Annotated in this window: 17 protein-coding genes; 1 reads left to right on the top strand and 16 read right to left on the bottom strand. The window is 41.3% G+C overall.

Annotated elements, in window-relative coordinates; translation table 11 throughout:
• Nucleotides 1–82 precede the first annotated feature (82 nt).
• The 14 genes from NYP55_RS06215 to NYP55_RS06150 all read right to left on the bottom strand — a co-directional run bounded on the left by NYP55_RS06215 (nt 83) and on the right by NYP55_RS06150 (nt 17,693).
• Nucleotides 83–1,288 (bottom strand): phosphoglycerate kinase, encoded by a 1,206-nt coding sequence (locus NYP55_RS06215; RefSeq protein ID WP_472781739.1) that lies wholly within the window; start codon nt 1,286–1,288, stop codon nt 83–85.
• 257 nt (nt 1,289–1,545) lie between these two features.
• Nucleotides 1,546–2,484, bottom strand: coding sequence for a DNA-binding protein WhiA (gene whiA, locus NYP55_RS06210; protein WP_004130980.1), 939 nt, complete (start codon nt 2,482–2,484; stop codon nt 1,546–1,548).
• A gap of 184 nt (nt 2,485–2,668) precedes the next feature.
• A complete protein-coding gene (gene rapZ, locus NYP55_RS06205; RefSeq protein ID WP_080649803.1) occupies nt 2,669–3,517 on the bottom strand; it encodes an RNase adapter RapZ in 849 nt (282 codons plus the stop codon).
• Between the two features lie 110 nt (nt 3,518–3,627).
• Nucleotides 3,628–4,779, bottom strand: coding sequence for a shikimate dehydrogenase family protein (locus NYP55_RS06200; protein ID WP_472781738.1), 1,152 nt, complete (start codon nt 4,777–4,779; stop codon nt 3,628–3,630).
• Between the two features lie 60 nt (nt 4,780–4,839).
• Entirely contained in the window at nt 4,840–7,332 is a 2,493-nt protein-coding gene (locus tag NYP55_RS06195; protein ID WP_472781737.1) for a primosomal protein N' family DNA-binding protein, read from the bottom strand.
• A gap of 39 nt (nt 7,333–7,371) precedes the next feature.
• Nucleotides 7,372–8,598, bottom strand: a complete 1,227-nt coding sequence (gene metK / locus NYP55_RS06190; protein WP_020758630.1) for a methionine adenosyltransferase — start codon at nt 8,596–8,598, stop codon at nt 7,372–7,374.
• Nucleotides 8,599–8,752: 154 nt separating this feature from the next.
• Entirely contained in the window at nt 8,753–9,037 is a 285-nt protein-coding gene (gene rpoZ / locus NYP55_RS06185) for a DNA-directed RNA polymerase subunit omega (RefSeq protein WP_004130985.1), read from the bottom strand.
• Nucleotides 9,038–9,180: 143 nt separating this feature from the next.
• Nucleotides 9,181–9,795, bottom strand: coding sequence for a guanylate kinase (gene gmk / locus NYP55_RS06180; protein WP_004130987.1), 615 nt, complete (start codon nt 9,793–9,795; stop codon nt 9,181–9,183).
• A 22-nt stretch (nt 9,796–9,817) separates the two neighbouring features.
• Nucleotides 9,818–10,717 (bottom strand): orotidine-5'-phosphate decarboxylase, encoded by a 900-nt coding sequence (gene pyrF, locus NYP55_RS06175; protein WP_472781736.1) that lies wholly within the window; start codon nt 10,715–10,717, stop codon nt 9,818–9,820.
• Between the two features lie 3 nt (nt 10,718–10,720).
• Nucleotides 10,721–14,116 carry a carbamoyl-phosphate synthase large subunit gene (carB, locus tag NYP55_RS06170; RefSeq protein ID WP_016635438.1) on the bottom strand — a complete coding sequence of 1,132 codons (3,396 nt, stop codon included), beginning with the start codon at nt 14,114–14,116 and terminating at the stop codon, nt 10,721–10,723.
• A 29-nt stretch (nt 14,117–14,145) separates the two neighbouring features.
• Nucleotides 14,146–15,360: a glutamine-hydrolyzing carbamoyl-phosphate synthase small subunit gene (carA, locus tag NYP55_RS06165; protein ID WP_472781735.1), complete on the bottom strand. Its 1,215-nt coding sequence runs from the start codon at nt 15,358–15,360 to the stop codon at nt 14,146–14,148.
• Between the two features lie 177 nt (nt 15,361–15,537).
• Nucleotides 15,538–16,017 (bottom strand): transcription antitermination factor NusB, encoded by a 480-nt coding sequence (gene nusB, locus NYP55_RS06160; protein WP_018615687.1) that lies wholly within the window; start codon nt 16,015–16,017, stop codon nt 15,538–15,540.
• Nucleotides 16,018–16,043: 26 nt separating this feature from the next.
• Complete coding sequence (efp, locus tag NYP55_RS06155) at nt 16,044–16,607, bottom strand: elongation factor P (RefSeq protein ID WP_004130995.1); 564 nt, start codon at nt 16,605–16,607, stop codon at nt 16,044–16,046.
• 126 nt (nt 16,608–16,733) lie between these two features.
• On the bottom strand, nt 16,734–17,693 hold the full coding sequence (locus NYP55_RS06150) for a hypothetical protein (RefSeq protein WP_472781734.1): 960 nt from the start codon (nt 17,691–17,693) through the stop codon (nt 16,734–16,736).
• Between the two features lie 196 nt (nt 17,694–17,889).
• On the opposite strand from NYP55_RS06150, the gene NYP55_RS06145 reads away from it, so the two are divergent.
• A complete protein-coding gene (locus NYP55_RS06145) occupies nt 17,890–20,349 on the top strand; it encodes a BspA family leucine-rich repeat surface protein (protein WP_472781733.1) in 2,460 nt (819 codons plus the stop codon).
• Between the two features lie 97 nt (nt 20,350–20,446).
• On the opposite strand, the gene pyrE is transcribed toward NYP55_RS06145, so the two are convergent.
• On the bottom strand, nt 20,447–21,139 hold the full coding sequence (pyrE, locus tag NYP55_RS06140; RefSeq protein WP_472781732.1) for an orotate phosphoribosyltransferase: 693 nt from the start codon (nt 21,137–21,139) through the stop codon (nt 20,447–20,449).
• A gap of 72 nt (nt 21,140–21,211) precedes the next feature.
• Nucleotides 21,212–22,207 carry a dihydroorotate dehydrogenase gene (locus tag NYP55_RS06135; protein ID WP_004133050.1) on the bottom strand — a complete coding sequence of 332 codons (996 nt, stop codon included), beginning with the start codon at nt 22,205–22,207 and terminating at the stop codon, nt 21,212–21,214.
• Between the last annotated feature and the right edge of the window lie 53 nt (nt 22,208–22,260).

The following is a 22,260-nucleotide window of genomic DNA, read 5'->3' as shown; positions in this document are numbered from 1 at the left end:
AAAGATAAAATTAACATTATGCCGACCTCGATTTACAAAATGAATTCATAAAATCGAAGCCGGCACAATATCTTAAATTTATTTACTCAAGCACGCTCAAGCCTGGAAGAGTCTTACCTTCCAAGAACTCGAGAGAAGCGCCGCCACCAGTGGAGATGTGCGAGAAGCCATCTTCCGCAAATCCAAGGTTACGAACTGCAGAAGCGGAATCACCACCGCCAACAATAGTGAAAGTGCCGTTCTTAGTGGCGTCAACCAAGCCTTGTGCTACAGCACGAGTACCAGCAGCAAACTCTGGAACCTCAAACACGCCCATAGGGCCATTCCACACAACAGTCTTGGAATCAACAATCTTATCGTGGAACAGCTTTTGAGAATCAGGGCCAATATCTAAGCCCATCTTGTCTGCAGGAATAGCATCCGCTGGAACAACTTCTGGAGCAACTGGAGTGTCTCCTGCTGGGAAGCCGGCGTTCACAACAATATCGGTTGGAAGAACAAGCTCTACGCCATTCTTCTTAGCGGTTTCAATGTATCCCTTAACTTTCTCGAGCTGATCTTCCTCGAGCAAAGAAGTACCAACTTCGTGACCCAAAGCCTTGAGGAAAGTAAACACCATTCCGCCGCCAATAACAAGGCGATCAGCCTTAGAAAGCAAGTTTTCAATAACGCCGAGTTTATCGGAAACCTTAGATCCGCCAAGAACTACTGTCAAAGGACGCTCTGGATTTTCGGTTGCGCGAGAAAGTGCCTTAACTTCCTTTTCAACAAGCAAGCCAGCAGCAGCTGGAAGATCGGCAGCAACATCGTAATTTGAACCCTGGGCACGGTGAACAACACCGAAACCGTCGGAAACAAAAACTTCTCCAAGAGCAGCAATCTTCTTAGCGTATTCAGCGCGCTCAGAAGCATCCTTGCTGGTTTCTTCGACGTTAAAGCGCACGTTCTCAAGCAAAACAACGTCGCCATTGTTCATTGCAGCAACCTTAGCTTGAGCATCTTCGCCGTAAGTATCTGCAGCCAAAGCAACATTTACACCAAGAAGTTCACCTAAGCGAGCTGCCACTGGAGCCAAAGAAAGCTCTGGAACAACTTGACCCTTTGGACGGCCAAGATGAGCCATTAAAATAACCTTGGCACCCTGCTCGCGCAAAGCTTTAATCGTTGGCAAAGCAGCCTTAATACGACCGTCGTCTGTGATAGTCGTGCCCTTAAGAGGAACATTAAAATCGGCACGAACGAGTACGCGCTTGCCGCTCAAATCTCCCAAATCTTTAAGTGTCTTCATTGGTATCCTTTCCAAACCATGATTCAACCAATCATGATGGCGAATTTAACAAGAAAAAAGACGAAAGCAAAGCTAAAACGTCTATAAATTCCACAAACGATTATACCGCATATGCGCAACAAGCACGCACAAAATCAACAGAAATATGTACATAAAAATCAACACAAAAATCGCGCGATAAAAAAAATGCCGCATACTTTGTGTATACGGCATTTAATCAAAGTTAGTAGCTACAAAAGTTAATTCTAGAGTTAATTCTACATTCTAGATTTTTCGACTTTAGCGCAAAGTTGCAAAAGTCTACGAATTCGACCAGCAACAGCATCTTTTGTGATTGGAGGATCTGCCAAATGACCAAGCTCTTCCAAGCTTGCATCACTGTGCTTAAGTCGCAACTTGCCTGCCATCAAAAGATTTTCTGGAATATCGTCTCCAAGAACGTCGAAAGCGTGACGAACCTTTTCGCAAGCTTCTGCAGCAGCCTTAGCACTCCTGCGCATATTTGCATCATCGAAGTTTGCTAAACGATTAGCTTTTCCTCTTGCTTCGCCATCAGAACGCTTGCCAGTCCATTCTCTAGAAGACCTTGGAGCACCAATCAAATTAAGCATACGCTCAATTGCGTCTGAATCACGCAAAGTAACGCGCTCGGAGCTTTTAACTTTACGAGCCTTTGCGCTTACACCCAAACGTGCAGCCATAGCTTGTAGAGCTGTTGCAGCTTCGTGAGTTGGGCAAACAATCTCTAGATAGCTAGCTTTTCCAGGATCCGATATAGCACCGTGAGCTATAAACGCTCCCCTCCACGCGGCTTTAATTTGTGCAATGCTTCCGCTAACAATTTCTGGAGCTAAGCCTGCAACAATGTGCATACGTCGATCCAGAAGACCAGATTGCAATGCTAAAGCTGCGGCTCCTCGATCAACAAGAACCTCGTAACGAGTAACAACACCCGTAGGCGTTTGACGAGAAGCTTGAGAAATCTTAGCCTCCCGCTGGAAATAAGTCTCAAGAACGTCTACGAGCCATTGTGCTGCATTTTGCGAATCAAACTGTGCTCTAATTACAGCTTGATTATTAACTGGCCTTAAACCTCCAGCAAAACGCATCATCGCTGCAGCTTGAGCCATAATAACCGCTGGTTGGTCACTATTATTTGCGACGAGTTCGTTCTTTACGTCGTCAAGAAGAGCCAAGGGAAACCTCCTATTTTGTTCTTCTTAAAGTATGCGTTGGGATTCTTGCAAGATGCCATTGCACGATGCTAAAAACATCTACATGCTCGGCTTTCTGTAGTACCCAATGACTTGGACATTTTACCTTTTAATATTGCTTTTTATATTACATAACACCGTAGGAGAAAATGCATTATTTGTTAAATCATGCTCTAGATCTCATCTCTCTAGCAGACACTGTAACTTGCAATCCTCTAGATTTTAATCGTTTTGCAAGCTCTATGCTAATAGCTACAGACCTATGCTGGCCTCCTGTGCATCCAATTGCAATAGTTACATAGTGCTTATCTTCTTTTGCAAAACCATCGATTGCTGTAAGAAGAGCTTTCTCGTAGGAATCTAAGAATTCCATTGCGGCTGGGTTTTTAAGAACATAATCGCTAACAGCTTTATCTTTGCCAGTTAAATCTCTAAGTTCTGGAACCCAAAATGGATTTGGCAAAAATCGCATATCTGCCACAAAATCGGCATCCATAGGCATTCCGTACTTAAATCCAAAACTAAAAATATGCACAGATACAGTAGAAGACCCTTTTCCAAGCAAGCCTTCGTAAAGCTTTGTTGAAAGTTGATGAATACTAAGAGTAGAAGTATCGATAATAATATCCGCGCAATCCTTAAGATGACTTAAAAGCTCGCGCTCTTCTAAAATGCCATCAATAAGTCTCCCGCCGCGTTGCAAAGGATGCGGCCTGCGCACAGACTCATATCGCTTAATAAGCACAGAATCGGAAGCGTCTAAAAATAGTATTCGAGTTTTTACGCCCAAATCATCTATGTGACCTAAAACAGCAAAAAGATCGTCAAAATATCCACGCGATCTTACATCAATCACTGCTGCAAGCTTATGCACTTTAGAGCCAGAAGACGTCATCATATCTACAAGCGGAATAAGCAGCTTTGGAGGAAGATTATCAATAACATACCATCCCATGTCTTCCAAAGCATTTGCTGCATGAGATCTGCCAGCGCCGCTCATGCCAGTAATGAGCATTACTTCAAAATCGCTTGAAACATGCGCATCTTGGCTACTTAAAGAAGCATTATTTGATTGCAACTTAAAAACGGAATTATGAGATTGCATTTCTAGATTATTCTCATCGCTCATAATGCCTCCTGCAATGCTTTTTCCATGCGACTTCTTATGTAATCGTAATCTGTAGCCTTGATGGATTTATGTTTGATTATACAAGAATCATCGCTTGAATCATCGCTTGAATCATCATTCGAATGCCTATACTCAAAAGTCATAAGTTTTACTTGATCCAATGCCTGGTGTAAAAGCATTTCTTCTCCACCAATACCAATGCCATATTTTCTCCAAACTTTAAGCATCTGGCTTGGTCGAGGACTGTAAACAACGTCTAGCAAAGCTCCTAAATGTTTTATTGACTTTTCTTTGCAATATTCGCACAAAGCGAGCGCTAATCCGTCTGCTACATGAGCTGGAACAGTGCTTATAACAATATCTGCGTTTGCAATTGCTTCAATTGCATCCAACGAAGAAATAGATTCTAGAATGTGAGATTTATCACATTCTTCTATATCTTGTAAATCGTCAATTTGTAAATCGCGCGGTTGTAAAGGCTCAATCGCAGGGAATTCTATACCGCAAACAGGCTTGTAATCGCGCTTGTTTTTAATCTCAAAATTCTCTGGCTCTATTCTTCTGCTATTTGGAAAATCCGAGTTATATTTATCTACTAAATCGTTAAATCTACTAACGCCTTTAACAGTTTTACCATCGCTTTGCAATCTTGCAACAACACTAACTTTGCTCAATTTTGAGCCTTGCGCAATTTCTATTAAAGCTGCCATTGCAGAAGACGCTGTGTTTCCGCTGCCAATAATAACCGCACTTTTTGCGTTTAATATTTTAGATTTTAGAGCGCGCATTAACGCCATTACAATCCCATTTACGTCTGTGTTACAAAGCTCAATCGTCTCAGGATTTTCTATGCATGGCTTTTTACTAAACACAGCAGTATTTGCAACTCCAAGCGTTTTTGCCCAATAGTCGCAAGCTACACCTAGGCTCATAATCGTTTTTTTAAGTGGCATTGTAAGGCTTAAGCCTTTCCAAGAATCGTCAAGATTTGCAATAAAATCTTTTAAGTCTTCTTCGCTAACTTTTTCTTTACTATAATGCCAATTATTTAATCCCAATGCCTTATATGCAGCATTGTGCAAAACTGGAGACAGCGAGTGCGATATAGGATTGCCCAAAACCGCACAATTGTAGCATTTTTCAACCATTTTAACCTCTTTATTTATAAGTCTTTATTTGTGAGACTCTATTAACAAGTTTATGCGATTTTACAAATCCTTAGGATCTACACTAAATTTTAATTCGCCACTTTTTCGCATTGCAAAATGCTTTGCGCATTCTTTTTTCAAACGATTAACTAATTCATCTCTATATTCTAATGGCACTCTTACAACTGCCTTAACTCTATCGTTTAATTCTTCAAATCGTTGAGAATTTTGCTCGCGCAATGTTGAAGGAGGCTTCATTGGAACAATTCCAAGTAAAGGCGGAAGATATTCGGACTCACTCGAATCGCCAGAATCTTCGCTCGAATCGCCAGAAACCACAGAGTTATTATTTTTAGTTTCGACTTTTAACATTGGAAGATTGCTAGAACTATCTAAATTGCCATTTTTGCTTGCGACTTTTGCAATGTCTTCACTAATGTCTTCACACGCATAATCGCCCATTGCACCAATCGCATTAAGCGTATCTACAACAGCTTGCCTAAAACCCCATATTCTTGCAACGCAAACAGACGGAGGCAAAAGCGCATCTTCTCTTTCTTTAAGCTCTTGTTTAGAAAGAATCGAAGAATCCCACTCCTCTAACGATTTAGCGAGAACATCATAAGTTTCTCCCAAAATAAGCACGCTTCCGTCTCTGCTTTTTGGAGCACACATAGAAGCCGCTTTCATCCACGCGTTCAAAGTGTCTATTCGAGCATCTAATCCCGTGCTGTAAAGACTCGTCCACGCGTCTAAAATCGCAACAAGACCATATTCCCCGCAAGAATCTTTAGAATTGCTTAAAACACGCGGTTGTGATCCAAGCGCACTAATAACAATCATCGGCTTTTGCTCAACCCACTCAACAACACCGCTTTTTTGTTTTGCAGAAGAAACAATAATTGGAACATCCTTAAAAAACTTAAACACTTCTTTAGCTGTAAAATTAACGCCTATATGAACAGCTTCAATCGCTCCAGAATTACTAGAACAATTCGAGCATTTCCAACCTATTGCAATACTTCCACACCACGCGCATTTAGGAGCAGAACCGTCTAAGGGCAAGTCAAGCGGACCAGTGCAACGTTTGCAACGAGCAATACAATGGCACTTTTTACACGCAGCTTTTTGAATAGCACTGTCTTGGCATGTGGCAAGCAAAACAGGCATTTTAGCGTCTAAAGTTTGTCTAATCGAAGTTAGCGCAGTGTACGGTATTCTAGAACCTACACTCGGGTCGTTTATTTTAGTCAAATTATTTGAATTTAAAAGACGAACCCAAGGACTTGCATTTTGAACAACAGACTTAAAAGGCGTAACTTCTACTAAATGGCCACTAACCAAAGGAGCTAATTTTTTGTTTTCAACTTCGCTTTGACTAATAACGCTTCTTGCAAAAGACATTGAAACAAATACGCCATTATGATTTTTTGCGCGCAATCGCATAACGCCTCTAGCTTGTGCGTAAGGCATCATGCCGTCTGCATACTGATATGCGCTATCTTCTACAATCACAAAAAGCGCTTGCGACTCAACTGGCGCATACATTGCAGACCTTGTTCCTAAAACGCACGGAACAATGCCCTTTTCTATAGCTCTCCACGCTCTATATCTATCTGCTGGAGAATCATAAGCGCAAAGACGAGCAACATCTCCACTTAAAGCGCCATTAGAATTTTGTGACTTTTTATAAGGCTTAAGACCGTAAACCATAAGCGAGCGCATAACATCGCTCACTTCTCGAATCGTAGGCAAAACAACAGCAACTTGACGACCAGCGCTTATAGCATTTGCAATAATCCACGCTAAATCTTGCGCCCATCTAAACGCTCCTGGCAAAGCATCTACAAGAAAAGCTTTGTAATTATTCGTTGTACTTAACGTAAAGTCATCTTTAGAATGCAAATAATAAGGTTTTTGAACGTTTTCTAGCGCTTGTTTTAACAAATCCGCGTTTTTGTAAGACGCAAACATGCGAGCATCGGTTGTTTTTATAAGATTTTCCGATTCGCTATATTGATTCTGTTGCAAGTCATCTTTTGATTTTAGGCTTTTGCGAAAATCGCTAGTCCATTTTTGCCTTTTAGACATGTGAATATCGTCTAAAAAATTCTCTTTATCTACGCCAGCGATTCTTTTGGGCAAAGCGAGCCGAATAATATTCGCTCTAGTTCCACCATAAGCGTTAGCGATTGACGAAATATCTTGCATAAAAGATTTAGATGCAACTTTTTCGCTAGAAATAATTTTTTCAATAAACTTTAGGGAGGATTTTGGCGTTTCACTAGAATCGCTTCTGCTCCATATTATTCCGTTAACTCGTCTTGCGCCGAATTTTACGCGAACCATAACCCCTGGCTTTGCGTCTTCATCTTGCGATTGGCTAACAATGTAGTCGAAAGTTTTTCCAAGATGAGGTGCTTGAACGTCTAAAACAACATGCGCAATCGCACAGTTACTCGCTTGGATTGGTGTTGAACCACCCTTTTTGCGCCTGTGCGATTTTTTCGCTAAACCTTCTAAAGAAGGCTGCAACGAAGACTGTTCAAGCATTAATAATCCTTATAAAATTAATCCTTATAAAACTTCAAATCATTTTTTTAATGATTTTACCTCATTTTTAATCTGTTCAACACGATTCAACTTTTCCCAAGGAAACTCAACATCACTTCTGCCAAAATGACCATAAGCAGAAGTCTTAGAGTAAATTGGTCTAAGCAAATCAAGCTCGTCTATAATCGCAGCTGGTCGCAAATCAAAGACTTTGCGAACGATTGCAGAAATATCCGAACGCGTAATTCCGTTGGCTTCTGTTCCAAAAGTTTCTACATTTACGCTAACAGGCTCCGCAATACCAATTGCGTACGCGACTTGCACTTCTACTTTATGAGCCAAACCTGCAGCAACAAGATTCTTAGCAACCCAACGTGCAGCGTATGCCGCAGAACGATCTACCTTACTAGGGTCTTTTCCAGAAAAAGCTCCGCCACCATGATGAGCGGCTCCACCATAAGTGTCTACAATAATCTTTCTGCCAGTCAATCCAGAGTCTGCAGCAGGACCGCCTAAAACAAACGACCCTGTAGGATTTACAAGCATTCTATAATCGCTATAATCAACGCGATTTTCTAAGACTTTACTAAGAACAGGCTCTACAACGTTTTTAACAAGCTGTTCTCTAAGCCAATCAACGCTTACATTAGGGCTATGTTGAGTGGAAATCAAAACAGTATCTAAGCGAATAGGCTCTAACTTTTCGTTATACTCGATTGTTACTTGTGTTTTTCCGTCTGGTCGAAGATTTGGCACAATTCCAGACTTTCTAACATAAGATAAGCGTTGAGCAAGACGATGAGCAAGATAGATTGGAAGAGGCATATAAGTGTCTGTTTCGTCGCTAGCATAACCAAACATAACGCCCTGGTCGCCTGCTCCTTGATTTTTGTAGCGTTCTTCTTTAGACGCAAGATTTTCGGATTCTAAATCTAATCTAGAAACACCTTGATTTATCTCCGCGCTTTGCTCAGTTAGCGAAACCATTACTCCACAAGAATCAGCGTCTAAGCCAACCGAAGAACTGTTGTATCCAACTTCGCGCACAACTTTTCTTACGATTCCAGGAATATCTGTGTAAACTTCTCCCCTAACTTCGCCAAAAACAACAAATTGGCCTACGCAAGCGCAAACTTCAACAGCAACATGCGCATGGGGATCTTGACGAAGCATGTCGTCTAAAATTGCATCTGCAATCTGATCGCAAAGCTTATCTGGATGACCTTCCGTAACAGATTCTGCAGAAATAAGTTTAGACTCTTTCATAATTCCCCTTTATAACTTTATAACTTTATAAATCAAGCTAACTCTCTAATCAAGCTAACTCTATAAATCGCGCATTAAAACAATCGCAGCCGCATACCCACACGCGATTGTAAGCGCAAGGATAATACGGCTGCAATTAAACGAAAAAGAAAACTCAGTTTCCTTCGTTCACATCGTCTTCACCAAGATTCTCTACTAGCAAACCCTTATTAATCTCGCGGAATGCAATAGAAAGAGGCTTTTCTTGGTTCTTATACTCAACAAGAGGACCAACGTTTTGCAACAATCCCTCGTTAAGCTGTGTGAAATAAGAATTAATCTGCCGTGCTCGTTTTGCGGCAAACAAGGCAAGCGCATACTTGGAATCCGCATGCTGCATTAAATCATCAATAGGCGGATTTGCAAGTCCCGTAGGTGTTGGCTTAGTGCCCAATGCCATAATGTTCTCCATATTCTATGGTGCCACAATAGTTTCCAAATAATCAATTGTAAGCTATTGCAAGGATATTCAAAACACTAATCAAAATTAAACTAAAGTGATTGGAACTAATCTAAACTAATCTAAACTAAAACTAATCAAGATTAATCTAAATCGTATTCTTTAGCGATTATATTCCAAAGCTCGTCCGCAGCGCGATTAGCATCGTCATTAACAATCACAAAATCAAACTCACTAGACGCAGCCATTTCCACTTTTGCTGTTTGCAAACGCTTAGCTTGCTGCTCAGGAGTTTCTGTGCCTCTACCAATAAGCCTACGCTTAAGCTCTTCAAAGCTAGGAGGAGCAATAAACACGTACACAACTTCCAAACCAAGTCTAGAAGCCTCTTGCTTTACTCTTCTAGCTCCTTGAAGATCAATCTCTAGAAGCGTTGGAACGTTTTGAGCAAGATGATCCAAAACTGGTTTAAGAAGAGTACCATAGTGAGCCATACCGTGAACAAGAGCAGTCTCTAAAAATTCGCCGTTCTTCTGCCTTCTAGCAAACTCTTCTTCGTCAATAAACCAATAATGAATGCCATTAAACTCGTCGTAGCGAGGCTTTCTGGTAGTAGCAGAAACAGAAAGCCAAATATTAGGGTGTTTTTCGCGCAATACCCCCTCAACAGTGCCCTTACCAGCAGCAGTAGGACCAGTAAGAACAATCAATCGCCTTTTAATGGATTGCGTACTTTGTGTATTGTCTAAACTAACCATATTTGACTCTCTTAAATCATTTTTATGAATCCATTAAAGCTTGACGAATATCCCAAGCTATTCGTTCAGTTGCATTAGATAATGCACCAATATCTGGACCGTGCGAAGCAATAGACCTAGAAACAGTTACTAAAACGTTTCCGTGAGTTCCAGCAAAAACCGTTTTCAAATCGTTAGCTTCCGCACCCTGCCAGCCGTAGCCTGGAGAAAGAATAGGGCCAGTAAAACTCGTTAAATCGATTCCACCGCCATTCATCCAATCTCCAATAGTGGCTCCAACAATCAAACCAACAGAGCCCATGCCATTTGTATTGTTGTTAAAAGTTTGAGCAGTTTGAGCAATGCCATGAGCAACAGTTGTACCGCGGTAAGAACCAGTCTGGCGAATAGCAGTTTGCAAGCTAGCGCCTTCGCGATTAGACGTTAACGAAGCAATAAACACACCCTTGCCATTATTAAGAGCCTCATTAATCAACCCACCCATTGATCTGGCTCCATAATACGGAAGAAGCGTAATTGCATCTGTAAGAAGAGGAGCATCTGGCTTAAAATAAGCGTCTGCAAGAGCGGAGATTGTTGTAGACAAACCACCATGACCACAATCAACAATAGTGATTACATCCATTTGCCTTGCAGCGTACAGCACTCGTTCGAGCGCCGCGAAACCCTTAGACCCGTAGCGCTCGAACATGCTTGATTGGAATTTTACGGCAGCAGCTCTGCCGTTCATGGCTTGAAGCATACGCATGGATAACAATTCTGCTCCTTGAGCATCCATATTGTATCCCCAATTAAGCAGCATCTTGCGGTGCGGATCTATGCCAACGCATAATGGCCCATATTTTGCCATAGCGTTTTTTAGACGCAATCCAAAATCGGATCTTTGCGCGCGCAATTCCTGCTCTCGTATGCTTTCGGTCATGTATTAAGCCCGACTTTCTTCGTTTTCTGCCTTCTCGATTGCAAACAGTTGCTTTGCATGCTCCTGAATGCTCATCACTTGGTAATCGTTGTTCTTAACGGCTTCTATAGCCATAAGAACTGGTGCAAACTCCGTAATTGTAGTAAATTGCGGAAGGTCTGCTGCAACAGCAGCTGCACGAATAGCATAACCATCCGTACGCGACCCTCTTGAATTCGGCGTGTTCAACACCATATCAATCTTACCATTCTCAATCAGCTCAACCACGTTTTTGCCGATTCTTTCGCGCGAAGGCACGTCATTTCGCACATCCTTCGCCGTGTCGCCTTGGCTTGAGAGCTTGTCAACAATAACGGAATCAATGCCATAGCGTCTAAGAACAGATGCCGTACCTTCTGTAGCCCAAATCGTAAATCCAAGTTCTACTAAGCGCACTGCAAGTAACGGCAATTGCCTCTTATCTGCATCGCTTACAGACACAAACACGTTGCCGCTTGTAGGCAAACCGCCCTTGTATGCTGCAAGCTGACTCTTAGCAAAAGCATGTGGGAAGTCTCGGTCGAAGCCCATAACTTCTCCAGTAGAACGCATTTCTGGACCAAGCAAAATATCAACTGTTCTACCAACAGGCGTGCGGAAACGCTTAAAAGGCAAGACGGAAGCCTTAATAGCAACCTGCTGGCCTGGGTGAATATCTCCACCATCTCCCTTTGGAAGAAGAAGACCACGCTTTCGCTGCTGTTCGATTGTTTCTCCAGACATAATTCGAGCAGCAGCTTTAGCAAGAGCAACACCCGTAGCTTTAGAAGCAAACGGAACAGTTCTAGACGCTCTAGGATTTGCCTCAATTACGTACAAAGTGTTTGCCATAAAAGCGTATTGAACGTTAATAAGACCACGAACCGAGCATCCGCGAGCAATCGAAAGCGTGCCCTCGCGAAGGCGGCGAATTTGATCGTCGGAAAGCGTGCTTGGAGGAAGAGTGCAAGCAGCATCGCCAGAGTGCACACCAGCCTCTTCAACATGCTCCATAATTCCGCCAATATAAAGCTCATTGCCGTCGTAAAGTGCATCAACGTCAATCTCAATAGCGTCTTGCAGGAACTTATCAATCAAAAGCGGCGAAGGCAAACGACCAGAAACAACAGTGTCTGCTCTAGCTTCTTGCAAAGCGCGATCCACGTATTTTGCAAGCTGAGCATCGTCGTACACGATTTCCATGCCACGACCGCCAAGCACGTAGCTTGGTCGCACAAGAACCGGGTATCCGATTGCGTGAGCAGCATCTTTAGCTTCTTCGAGGCTTAAAGCCGTACCGTAGCGCGGAGCATTCATGCCTTCTTGGCGAAGAACCTCACCAAAAAGCTCGCGATTTTCCGCCAAATCAATGGCCTCAGGCGTAGTACCCAAAATTGGAACGCCTGCAGCTTTAAGACGAGCCGCGAGTGAAAGCGGAGTTTGGCCGCCAAGTTGCACAATCACACCTTTAACTGGGCCAAGCTTCTTTTCTGCTTGATAAATCTCAAGCACATCTTCGAAAGTAAGCGGCTCAAAGTATAGGCGATCCGACATATCGTAGTCTGTAGAAACTGTTTCAGGATTGCAATTGACCATGATTGTGTCGTAATCCTTACCCAGCTCTTGCACAGCATGAACGCAAGTGTAGTCAAACTCAATACCCTGGCCGATTCTATTTGGACCAGAGCCAAGAATGATCACAGCTTCGCGATTGCGCGGCTTAAGCTCGCTTTCTTGAGCGTAGCAAGAATAGTAGTAAGGCGTTACAGCGTCAAACTCGGCAGCACAAGTGTCAACCGTTTTGTAAACAGGATGCAATCCATACGCCCAGCGAAGCTCTCGAACCATGTTTTCGCCTTCGTCTCCAAGATTACGCAAATGCGCAATTTGAACATCCGAAAGGCCAGCAAGCTTAGCGCTCTTTAACACTTTTGGCGTCAAGTTTTCTGCTTCACGAACCTCTAAAGCTGTTTTATTGATTAACGAAAGCTGCTCAACAAACCATGGGTCGATTTTTGTTGCGTCAAAAATCTGCTCTGGAGTTGCTCCGCCCCAAAGCGCGCGCTGAATTTGCAAGTAGCGATGCTCTGTTGGCGTGTGTATTTCTTCAAGAAGTCTATTAACTTCTTCTTTACTCGGGCGCTCGCCGTCCCAGTTAAAGCATGCGTGGCGCTTATCGATTGAGCGCATTGCTTTTCCAAGGGACTCCTGGAAGTTTCCAGCCAAAGCCATTGCTTCGCCAACAGACTTCATAGAAGTTGTAAGCGTAGTGTCTGCTCCAGGGAACTTTTCGAAAGCAAAGCGCGGAATCTTAGTTACAACATAGTCAATCGTTGGCTCAAAGCTTGCAGGAGTCGAACGCGTAATATCGTTTTGGATTTCGTCCAAAGTGTATCCGAGCGCAAGTTTTGTAGCGATTTTTGCGATTGGGAATCCTGTTGCTTTAGACGCGAGCGCCGAAGAGCGCGAAACTCTAGGATTCATTTCGATTACGATTATGCGGCCAGTCTTAGGGTTGATTGCGAATTGAATATTGCATCCGCCTGTGTCAACTCCAACGCCTCGAATAATCGCAATGCCAATATCTCGCATCTTTTGATACTCGCGATCTGTTAGCGTAAAGCATGGAGCAACAGTAATCGAGTCTCCTGTGTGAACGCCTACAGGATCAACGTTTTCTATTGGGCACACAACAACAACGTTGTCTTTAGAATCTCGCATAAGCTCCAGCTCAAATTCCTTCCAGCCTTCAATGCCTTCTTCAATAAGCACTTCGTCTGTTGGAGAATAGTGGATGCCTGCTCCTGCAATGCGGTGTAATTCTTCTTGATTGTGAGCAATTCCAGAGCCTAAGCCGCCCATTGTAAAGCTTGGACGTACCACTACTGGGTATCCAAGCGTTTCAACAATTTTGTCTACTTCTTCGATTGAGTGAGCAATAAATGATTTTGCGCTTTCTGCTCCAGCTTTTTCTACGACTTTCTTAAAAAGCTCACGATCTTCGCCGCGGTCGATTGCTTCCAAAGATGCGCCAATAAGCTCCACATTGTACTTTTTTAGGATTCCTGCACGCCCCAAGTCCATTGCAGCATTAAGCGCAGTTTGGCCGCCTAGCGTTGGAAGAAGCGCGTCTGGCTTCTCTTTAGCAATAATGCGCTCCAAAATCGCCGTGTCTATTGGCTCAATGTATGTTGCGTCTGCAAGCTCTGGATCCGTCATAATCGTAGCAGGATTAGAGTTTACAAGGATTACGCGGATTCCTTCTTCGTGAAGCACTCGGCAAGCTTGCGTTCCCGAATAGTCGAATTCTGCAGCCTGACCAATTACGATTGGGCCAGAACCAATCACCATTACAGACTTAATATCATCGCGTTTTGGCATTATAAATTCCTTTTATCTCTTTATACCTACTATTTTTCGCTCTTATTCTTGTGATTTTGCATAAGTTCTACAAAGCGATCAAACAAGTATGATGCGTCGTGAGGTCCTGCGGCTGCTTCTGGGTGATATTGCACAGAAAAAGCTGGAATATCAAGGCATTGCAAGCCTTCTACAACATTGTCGTTAAGATCTATATGAGACACTATTACGCGACCAAAATGGCCATTTTCGTAAGGCGATTGAACAGTCTTGCCAATAGGAGCATCTACAGCAAATCCGTGATTATGCGCCGTAACTTCCACTTTTCCAGTAGTCACGTCTTTTACAGGCTGATTTATGCCACGATGACCAAACTTAAGCTTGTATGTTCCAAAGCCGAGCGCGCGACCAAGCAATTGGTTTCCAAAGCATATTCCAAAGAATGGGTAGCCAGCATCTAACACGTTACGCAATAATTCCACTTCGCGATTTGCTTGAGCAGGGTCTCCAGGACCATTCGAGAAGAACACGCCATCTGCGTTAAGCGCTTGAAGCGACTCAAAGCTTATTGAGGAGCTTACAACGTGCACACGGCATCCACGCTGTGCCAAACGGTGAGGAGTCATGGCTTTTATGCCAAAGTCAACAGCTACAACAGTGTAAAGAGGCTCTTTGCCTTCATAATCTCCGCAAGGCTCAATCGTATAAGCTTCTTGCGTGCTAACTTCGTCTGTTAGTCGCAAGCCTTGCATTTGAGGAGTTTCTTTAATCTCATTTACAAAAGATGCAACTGTGCGAATTGCTCCAGTATTTTTGTCTATAAGAGCATCATTAGAAAAAATGCCGGCACGCATAACGCCAACTGAGCGTAAATGTCGTACCAGCATTCTTGTATCAATACCACTGATTCCTACAATACCTTGTTTTTCTAAATCATCTTCCAAGGAACCAGTAGCTCTCCAATTGCTAACATTTGGACTTGGAGCTTTTACAACGTATCCTGCAACCCATATTTTTGACGACTCTGGGTCTTCGCCGTTTATTCCCGTATTTCCTATGTGTGGGAACGTTTGAACAACTATTTGTTGATCATAACTTGGATCAGTAAGTGTTTCTTGGTAACCAGTCATTCCTGTAGAGAACACGATTTCAGCGCGTGTAGAACCTTTTGCGCCAAATGGTTTACCAACGTAAACTTGCCCGTCTTCCAATACTAATACTGCATCATCAGTGCCGAATCCGGCGAAGGTGTCGTTATAGTCCACCTTAACCCCCTTATGGCTTTAGGTTATTCGTGGCAAGTCTACTCATATTGGCGGACGGCGACGCGCCGATGTATTACAAAACAAAAATCCGCCTACTTTTACAAGCAAGCGGATTTACATGTTTTACGACTATTTTGCAAAACTAAAATCTGGATCTAAATCTGACTTTACAAAATACTAATCGTTTTCTTGCGATTCTTGCGATTCTTCTGCTTCACCAGATTCACCAGATTCACCATTAAACTTAGCCAAGCAAGCGTCTTTGTCGGAAACAATTGCGCTTAAAAGACCATGAATAAAGGTGATTGCTTCATCGTCACTATATGTTTTAGAAAGAGCAATTGCCTCATCAATCGCAACTTTATCTGGCACTTCGTCGTTTAGAAGAATCTCCCAAACAGCAATGCGCAAAATATTGCGGTCAATAACCGCCATTCTTCCAACTTTCCAGCCTGTTGAATAGCGATTTAAGGTTTTATCAATCCTATTTCTGCGCTCTCCTACTCCGCGAATAATATCAACAGCATAATCCGGAAGAGGAGTTTGCGCGCCTGGCTCTTTCAAACGTTCGTCGAGTAAAGAAAGAATATTCTGACTTTTCTCGTCTGCCTCATAAAGAGTGTTCAATGCCCTCTTTCGAGCAGTGGAGCGTGCCATATTAGCGTCCTTTTTATAAGTTTCTACTAGTTTTCGCGACCAAGGTAAGAGCCATCACGAGTATCGACCTTAACCTTTTCGCCTTCACCAACAAAGAGTGGAACCTGAATTTCGGCACCAGTTTCCACGGTTGCAGGCTTAGTACCAGCGTTAGAACGGTTACCTTGCAAGCCTGGCTCAGTGTGCGTAATTGTCAAAATTACAGACGCTGGAAGCTCTACGCTCAAAGGAGTGCCATCATGGAAGCTAACAATGCAATCAGTTCCTTCAAGAAGATACTTGCTTTGATCTCCAACCAAATCCTTAGGAATGTACACCTGGTCGTAGGTTGTCATATCCATAAACACAAAGTTATCGCCGTCTTCGTAAGAGTATTGCAAAGTACGGTTATCAACGGTCTCGAACTCCATCTTCATGCCGGCGTTAAAAGTCTTATCGACAATCTTGCCCGAGAGCACGTTCTTAATGGTGGTACGAACGAAAGCAGGGCCTTTGCCTGGCTTTACGTGCTGGAACTTAACAACAGTCCAAAGCTGACCTTCAAGGTTCAAAACCGATCCATTTTTAATATCATTGGTAGTCTGTGCCACGAGTTATCCGTTTCTTTCGCTAATAAAGCTGCAATTTGCGCAGCTAAGAAATAAACCTTGCTTATTATGCCACAAAGCGTCAACTAATTAAAATAACAACTAAAATAACAACCGCATTTAACGCAATTATTCGTTACTCTGATCGTTTTGTTCCGAAGACTCTGAGTTTTGACTACGACCCATTGGAATATAGCCACCTTGATCATCCTTAGGATGCGGAGCATCAAAAGGATACCCATTGCCATCTCTACTTAAAAATCTATCGCTCACTTTTTTAATTCTATCTTCGTACTGGCTTATAACAGCTTTTATTTTTTGATAAGCCTGCTTTAACTCTGTATAATTATTGCTGCTTTTAGCAAGAGCATTCCCAGCATCATTAATAGCATTTTCTAGGCTTTTAGAAGCATCAGCTAAAATAGGCAAATTTTTAGCTTTTTCTACAAGCTCTCTAGCTTTTTTAACAAGATTTAACAATTGATCACCAAAAGCAGTTCTGCTAGTTTTTAGTAAATTCTTTGCATGCGTTTTAACAGAATTAGCATCTTTGTGCAAAGAATCCAATTTGTCTGAAAGCTTATTTTCAACTGTTGTAGAATCGTAAGAATCCGCGCCAAGTGGGCATGATGGAATATCATCGTTTAAGTCATCATTAGCGTAGCTTAAAGAAGTTTCAAAATCGTCCGCTGAGTCTTTAGCAGCATCAAAATCTTCATCAAAATCAGCAGCTTTTATATTAGAAGCATCTTTAACATCTTGACTTGATATAATTTTTTTAAGCTCTTCTTTAGCATTGATTACTTTTTTGCGCAATTGAACGCAATTTTTATAAGGCTCACTTGCTTTTAGATTAGGCTTAGAGTTATTAGCAAATAATACAAACCCTAATCCAACAACAACTCCGATTGATATAAGAGATACACAAACAATAACAGCAATAGCCTTTTTATCGCTTAACAAGGAGTTGTTTGAATCATCATTAGAAGATCCAAAAATATTTTCTTGCTCATACTCATCTTGATTATTAAAGGAAGCGATATCATCCAAATCTTCTGATTCTTGGTACTTATTATTGCTGTTTTCCATATTATGAGATTAATACAATCTTTTGATATTTTTACTCACATATAAAAGCATCATTATAAAACACTAATTTATAATTATTTTTACAAAAAAAGAACATAAACTAACATATTATCTTTACTTTATTCATAAAGACTGATATATTTAACATGTTCTAACAAGAACGAACATACGCATGATTTAACAGAGAAGAGAAACCATGAGAAAAAATATATTCGCATCTTGCTTATCTTTAGTAATAATTTTCTCACTAACACCAACTCAAGCCATTGCTCGCGAAAAATTAAACACTGGGCTAACGCAGTATAACAAATCTGTTGCATCTAATCCAAAAAACAAAGAAAACGCACTAAACACTTGGCATGAAGCAAAATATCAGGGATTCCTTGACCCAACTCCTACTGGACTAAAGTGGAAGTTTGACGAATCCACTAATACTCTTGAAATATCAAAAATTAACGGAACAGATTTTGCATCTAACTCAATTGAAAAGATTATTTCGTCTAATAAAAACAATCCAGATGGCGTAAATCTTGATACATCTAAAGTCAAAGTCATAAATATTGTTCAATCAGGCGATCAAACTGAAAATGCTGGAAAAATCCAACTTGGCAACGGTGCTAGCAATCTGTTTTCAAACTTTGCAAATCTAGAAACAATAAACAATTTGGATTTATTTGACACTTCTAATGTAGAAGATATGTCTGGAATGTTTTCTTCAACTCCTAAGCTAAAAAACATTAATGGAACTAAAGACTGGGATACAAGCCGCGTAACAGATATGAGCAGCCTGTTTGAAGATAGCGGAATAATCAGCATAAATCCAATATCTAACTGGGACGTTAGCAACGTTGAAAACATGCAGCTAATGTTTAGAAACACAAAAAATTTGCGCACAGTTCACGGATTAGACGAAAAGTGGAACACTAACAACGTTACAGACATGACTAGCATGTTTGAAGGCAGCGCAATCGAATCTGCAGACGGCATTAGAAACTTTAAAACGCGCAATGTTCATCATATGAACAACATGTTCTACCAAGCAAAGAATCTTTCAAACGTTAAGGGAATTACTTGGGACAACACCTACTGCGATGAAGCAACTGGAATGTTTGAAGAAAGCGGATTAACAACTAGCGAAGGCTTAGAAGTGTTTACAAACAACAATCTAGCTTCAATGGGAAGAATGTTTATGAACGCCAACAAGCTAGAAGACATTAAAGCGCTTGAAAACTGGGATATTAGCAATACTAACGACATTGGAAAAATGTTTACTGGAACAACCTCACTTAAAGAAGCCAACCTTGGAAAATGGAAAACTTCTTATGTTTCAAACATTGTTGGTCTTTTTGACAACAGTGGCGTTAAAAAGATAACTGGCTTAGAAAATTGGAATACAAAAAATGTTTGGAATATGGGAAAAGCATTTTCAAACACTACTAATTTAACACAAATACCAGGAATCGAAAATTGGAACACTTCTAGCGCAACAGACATGAACGATATGTTTGCAAACTCTTCTGTAACGTCTCTAGATATTTCTAAGTGGGATTTAACACAAGCTCTTAATATTCAAACCGGTTCATTAAACCAAGGTGTTAAAAACATGTTTGGCGGCAGCAAAATCGTTGATATTACCATTCCATCTGGCGTTAATCTCGAACAAACAAATCTTTCGGCACTTAATGACATTTGGAAAGAAGCAGGCACACAAAATGGAAATCTTCTTATTAAAGAAGGTGGATTCTCAAATAGTGCAAAAGATTTAATAGAAAATAACGCAAAACAAAGCAAAGAAAGCGGCTCTAGAAGATTCTTACGCGGATACTTTATGGCTACAATAAAACACGGCGATGCTAATATTAATTGCTTAGTTAATACGAATGGAAAACATAATTTTGTTGATGCAATTGTTAACTGTAAAGATTCAAATAATAAAATAACTGACTTCCGAAATCTAGGTATAGAAAAAGCAAACGCAACTTTATCTACAATTCTAGGCTTAAAAGACGAAGTGATTACAGATTGGAATAATGGGAACTCTGCTTTTAATACAGATTTAAGCAATCTTGATTTAAGTAAAGATTTTAATTTGACTGTTAAAACTAAAAGCATTCAAAAGGAAACTTCAAACGTTGTTGAGCCTAGTAGATCTGAATCTTCGGACCATGATTCTGATTCTGATTACAGTTTGAACAAATTATTATTCATTCCTTTTAATAAAGATGATTACAATTATAGTAGTTATAATCAAACCAGTGTTGATGCGAAAACATATACTGCAGAACAACAAAAGGTTGCAGAACCTAAAACTGCAGAATCTGCTAAATCGCAACAAGAAAATCAAGATACTTCTTACAAAGCAGAAATCGCCAACAAAACTGCAACAAATAAGAATCAAACCGAACAAAGCAGCAACTCAATCAGCAATAATGCTGATTACAAAGATTTGCAAAGCAATAATTCTAAAGAAAACAACTCTAAAGATAATGATTCAAGTAAAAGCGTAAACAAAAAGAAGGACGCACTAACAAATAACAGCTATATTGCGAAATCAGCCTCTTCAACCAATAATACGCATGTATTAGCTATTGCTATATTAGTTGTATTTGTTGTTGCAATTGCTGGAATTGCAACCTTTGTTTTAAAGAAAAACTAAAACATTTGCAATAGTTTTCCGCAAAATGTTGTACCACACACCGTGTTTTGCAACATTTTGCGGAAAACTTTAAGATCTTTTATTAAAACGCAATATATCAAGCGCCGTATTGAAGAAGATATTTAGCAGCGCAATCTGCCAACTGCTGATTCATTACGGGCTCCCCGTTTGAATTAATAATCCTCTTAGCAGCATCGAAGATTTCGCGCACGTTTGCAATTGGAAGCACTGGGAATCCAAACTCTTGCTCTACTGCTTTTACTGCAGAAAGATCACTGTCTTTTGTGCGCTCCATTCTATCTACTGCCAAAATCAAGCCAACAACTTGCACGTTTGCTTCTGCTTTAAGCTTTGGCAAAGTTTCGCGAACTGCAGTCCCAGCAGTCATAACGTCGTCAACCAGCAACACATTCATGCCGTCTTTTAGCGGCTTTCCAACCATCATTCCGCCGTCGCCGTGATCTTTTCGCTCTTTTCTATCAAAAGTAAAACCAACTGGCATATTGTAATTATTCGTTAAAGCCATAGACGTAGAAACTGCCAGCGGAATGCCTTTATAAGCAGGACCAAAAACTGTGTCAATATTGTTAGAAAGAATACCATCTTTGATTGCTGCAATAATTCTTTGAGCGTAATAATCGCCAAGAGAAGCAATTTTCATGCCGTCGTCAAAAGCACCAGCGTTAATAAAGTAAGGCGATTGGCGACCAGACTTAAGCGTAAAATCACCAAATTTAAGTGCGCCCGAATCAAGCAAAAACTTTGTAAAATCCTCGTGTAATTGTGCCATAATTAACTCTCCTTGTTAAATCTGTCTTGAATGAATTGTCTTAGTAAATTGTCTTAAATAATGCATTAAATGTCATCGCCAAGTTTTGCCTTCTTTAAGCAAAGACGCAAGCTTTGGCCTAGAATCAAGCAAATCATCCAACTCACGCGCAATGCGAATCGGAGCAGTTGGGTCCACAAGAGCGGCCGCCCCAACTTCTACAGCATTAGCGCCAGCATACAAATATTCCAAAGCTTTCTCTCCAGAATCAATGCCACCAATACCAATGATTGGAATATCTGGCATAGCTTGACGCACTCGCCACACAAATCCAAGTCCAATCGGGAAGATTGCAGGGCCAGAAACACCGCCCGTACGGTTTGCAATAATCGGCTCGCCTGTGCGAATGTCAATTCTCAATCCAACTAAAGTATTAATCATGCTTAAAGCATCTGCGCCAGCATCAACAGCAGCTTTGCAAATCGAAACAATATCTGTAACATTTGGCGTCATTTTTACAATCATCGGCTTATCTGTCATTGCGCGAAGTCGCTTAATTAAACGATGCAATGCAACTGGGTCTGTGCCAACACTCATTCCGCCATGAGTTACGTTTGGGCAGCTAACGTTAATCTCTAGCATATCTGCCGCGGAATCCGCAAGCTTTTCAACAACTTGCGCATAATCTTCGTCACTGTGGCCTGCAACATTTGTGATTACAAGCGCCCCAAGCTTTTTTAACTTTGGAAGCTCGTCTACTAAATAGTGATCAACTCCAGGATTTTGCAAACCAACAGCATTCACCATTCCAGAAGGCGATTCTGCAGTGCGCGGAGAAGGATTACCCTCCCAAGGAACTGGGGAAACACCTTTTGTACAAATTGCTCCAAGTTGGCTAACGTCATAAAAGTGCGCGCAAGCTGCAAGTTGGAACGTTCCAGACGCTGTTCCAACCATGTTTTTCCACTCAACTCCCGCAACTTTAGTTGAGTGCTTCCAAACGTGGCTTGTGTCAAATCCAAGAGTTGATGCATTGTTTTGCGCGCTATTTTGCGCATTTTCTAAAGCTTTATTCATTTCGTTACTCATATCTTTTTACTCCCAGCCTTTATTGTTTCCAGTATTTGTTCTCAGACTTTTAT

The sequence above is a fragment of the Gardnerella sp. c10Ua_31 genome (assembly GCF_055700915.1).
The sequence above is the reverse complement of the archived record's forward strand: the minus strand, read 5'-3'. Positions and strand labels throughout refer to the sequence as shown.

Coding starts and splice junctions, on each gene's coding strand:
- NYP55_RS06215 (WP_472781739.1), bottom strand. CDS start 1,288: ATGAAGACACTTAAAGATTTGGGAGATTTGAGCGGCAAGCGCGTACTC.
- rapZ (WP_080649803.1), bottom strand. CDS start 3,517: ATGCTCATTACTGGCATGAGCGGCGCTGGCAGATCTCATGCAGCAAAT.
- NYP55_RS06200 (WP_472781738.1), bottom strand. CDS start 4,779: ATGGTTGAAAAATGCTACAATTGTGCGGTTTTGGGCAATCCTATATCG.
- NYP55_RS06195 (WP_472781737.1), bottom strand. CDS start 7,332: ATGCTTGAACAGTCTTCGTTGCAGCCTTCTTTAGAAGGTTTAGCGAAA.
- metK (WP_020758630.1), bottom strand. CDS start 8,598: ATGAAAGAGTCTAAACTTATTTCTGCAGAATCTGTTACGGAAGGTCAT.
- rpoZ (WP_004130985.1), bottom strand. CDS start 9,037: ATGGCATTGGGCACTAAGCCAACACCTACGGGACTTGCAAATCCGCCT.
- gmk (WP_004130987.1), bottom strand. CDS start 9,795: ATGGTTAGTTTAGACAATACACAAAGTACGCAATCCATTAAAAGGCGA.
- pyrF (WP_472781736.1), bottom strand. CDS start 10,717: ATGACCGAAAGCATACGAGAGCAGGAATTGCGCGCGCAAAGATCCGAT.
- carB (WP_016635438.1), bottom strand. CDS start 14,116: ATGCCAAAACGCGATGATATTAAGTCTGTAATGGTGATTGGTTCTGGC.
- nusB (WP_018615687.1), bottom strand. CDS start 16,017: ATGGCACGCTCCACTGCTCGAAAGAGGGCATTGAACACTCTTTATGAG.
- NYP55_RS06150 (WP_472781734.1), bottom strand. CDS start 17,693: ATGGAAAACAGCAATAATAAGTACCAAGAATCAGAAGATTTGGATGAT.
- NYP55_RS06145 (WP_472781733.1), top strand. CDS start 17,890: ATGAGAAAAAATATATTCGCATCTTGCTTATCTTTAGTAATAATTTTC.
- pyrE (WP_472781732.1), bottom strand. CDS start 21,139: ATGGCACAATTACACGAGGATTTTACAAAGTTTTTGCTTGATTCGGGC.
- NYP55_RS06135 (WP_004133050.1), bottom strand. CDS start 22,207: ATGAGTAACGAAATGAATAAAGCTTTAGAAAATGCGCAAAATAGCGCG.